This window comes from Lonsdalea iberica, assembly GCF_002111585.1.
Lineage (GTDB): Bacteria > Pseudomonadota > Gammaproteobacteria > Enterobacterales > Enterobacteriaceae > Lonsdalea > Lonsdalea iberica.
This window is the reverse complement of the sequence record NZ_LUTP01000090.1, coordinates 1-2,720: the sequence shown is the minus strand read 5'-3', so window position 1 is coordinate 2,720 and position 2,720 is coordinate 1. Positions and strand designations below refer to the sequence as shown.

Below are 2,720 nucleotides of genomic sequence, written 5' to 3'. Positions count from 1 at the left end.
ATTGTTACCGGCCAACACCTCGCCCGGTACCGAGACGCTCCACACGTTGCCGTTATCGGAAGCGGTCACGGTGGTCTGATAAGCCTGATCGCCGATGGTCACGGTCACCGTGTCGCCGACCTGCACGTCGTTACCGACGCGACCGGTGATGGCCTGCGGCTGACCCGCCTCGGCGATATTCAGCGTATTGTCTGCCGTCACGTCATCGATGGTAATGGACGCTTCCGGCGCGGCGGTATCCACCGCGTAGCCGTGATCGGCAGATGCGGTGGTCGGGTTTCCGGCCGCATCTGTAGTGGTGACTTCGGCATGGATCTCATTGTTACCGGCCAGCACCTCGCCCGGCACCGAGACACTCCATACGTTGCCATTATCCGACGCCGTGACGGTGGTCTGGTAAGCCTGATCGCCGATGGTCACGGTCACCGTATCGCCCACCTGCACGTCGTTACCGACGCGCCCGGTGATGGCCTGCGGCTGACCCGCTTCCGCGATATTCAGCGTGTTATCTGCCGTCACGTCATCGATGGTGATATACGCTTCCGGCGCGGCGGTATCGACCGCGTAGCTGTGGTCAGCGCCCGCCGTAGTGGCGTTGCCTGCACCATCGGTGGTGGTGACTTCGGCATGGATCTCATTGTTACCAGCCAGCACCTCGCCCGGCACCGAGACACTCCATACGTTGCCATTATCCGACGCCGTGACAGTGGTCTGGTAAGCCTGATCGCCGATAGTCACGGTCACCGTATCGCCGACCTGCACGTCGTTGCCGACGCGCCCAGTGACATTCTGGTTCTGACCCGCCTCGGCGATATTGATGGTGTTATCACCAGTCACGTCGTCGATGGTGATCGACGCTTCCGGCGCGGCCGTATCGACCGCGTAGCTGTGGTCAGCACCCGCCGTGGTCGGGTTACCCGCCGCATCGGTGGTGGTGACTTCCGCATGAATTTCATTGTTACCGGCCAGCACCTCGCCCGGCACAGAAACGCTCCATACGTTGCCGTTATCGGAAGCGGTCACGGTGGTCTGGTAAGCCTGATCGCCGATGGTCACGGTCACCGTGTCGCCGACCTGCACATCGTTGCCGACGCGGCCGGTCACGTTCTGGTTCTGACCTGCCTCGGCGATATTCAGCGTATTGTCGGCCGTTACATCATCAATAGTGATGCTGGCTTCCGGCGCCGCGGTATCGACCGCGTAGCCGTGATCGGCAGATGCCGTGGTCGGGTTACCCGCCACATCTGTCGTGGTGACTTCGGCATGGATCTCGTTGTTACCGGCCAGCACCTCGCCCGGTACCGAGACGCTCCATACGTTGCCGTTATCCGACGCGGTGACGGTGGTCTGGTAAGCCTGATCGCCGATAGTCACGGTCACCGTATCGCCCACCTGCACGTCGTTGCCGACGCGCCCAGTGACATTCTGGTTCTGACCCGCTTCCGCGATATTGATGGTGTTATCACCAGTCACGTCGTCGATGGTGATGGATGCTTCCGGCGCGGCCGTATCGACCGCGTAGCTGTGGTCAGCACCCGCCGTGGTCGGGTTACCCGCCACATCTGTCGTGGTGACTTCGGCATGGATCTCGTTGTTACCGGCCAGCACCTCGCCCGGTACCGAGACGCTCCATACGTTGCCGTTATCCGACGCGGTGACGGTGGTCTGGTAAGCCTGATCGCCGATAGTCACGGTCACCGTGTCGCCGACCTGCACGTCGTTACCTACGCGTCCGGTCACGTTCTGGTTCTGACCCGCCTCGGCGATATTGATGGTGTTATCACCAGTCACGTCGTCAATGGTGATGCTGGCTTCCGGCGCCACGAGGTCGACTTCATAGCCGCGATCGTCGGTTGCCGTAGTCAGGTTGCCCGCGTCATCCGTGGTGATGACCTCAGCGTGGATCTGTGAGTTGTCGGCCAGGATGCTGCCCGCCACATCCACACTCCAGACGTTGTTGCCATCGTCATCATCAACCACCGACGTTTTGTAGGTGTTGCCACCGATAGTCACCGTCACGGTGTCGCCGATTTTAACCTCACCGCCAACACGCCCGGTGATAGTTTGCGTTTCGCCGGACTCGGCCTGGTTGATGCGGTCGTCAGCAGTGATTGGGTCGATCGTGATGGTCGCTTCCGGGGCTAGGGTATCGACCGTCACGTTTCCTTGGGATCCCTGACCGGGGTTACCCGCGTCATCGGTATAGCTGCCGTCAGGCACGGTAACAGATACCGAACCTTCGTAATCGCTTTCCGGCGTCAAAATCGCGACCCAATGCGTGGGATCGTTAGGGTCCTGAGTTAGGCCCGTGATAGAACCGTGATCAACAGTTATGTCCGTAAGGTCAAAATCTTTCGGCGTTTCTGAAAATTTGAACTCTACCTTTCCATCTTCGGCGAAGGTAATGACGAGCGAGGGAGCCGTGGTATCGGCAGAAGCCGCTTCAGAAGAAGTATCTGTCGACAAAGTTGAACTACGTGTGCCGCCGGAAGTGTCTTCGGAAGAAACATCTGATGCAGAAGTAAGCGTTCCGGTCTCGTAACCAGAAGTCGGATCTACCACGTTACCTGTCAGGTCCAATACGACGTTCTCACGATGACCGCCGCCATCGCCGGCCTCACCGATATCTGTCGCAGTGGCATTACCGCCAGCGGCGGTCGCTTCGAGTGACTGAGTCGGGTCAAGACCCTTCGCGATGGCTTCCTGAACGGAGGCGACAT

1 protein-coding gene is annotated in these 2,720 nt (G+C 59.9%); it reads right to left on the bottom strand.

The window, feature by feature from the left end; genetic code table 11:
- The coding region (locus AU511_RS16660) for an Ig-like domain-containing protein (protein WP_139829418.1) at positions 1 to 2,720 on the bottom strand (2,720 nt) is incomplete at both ends.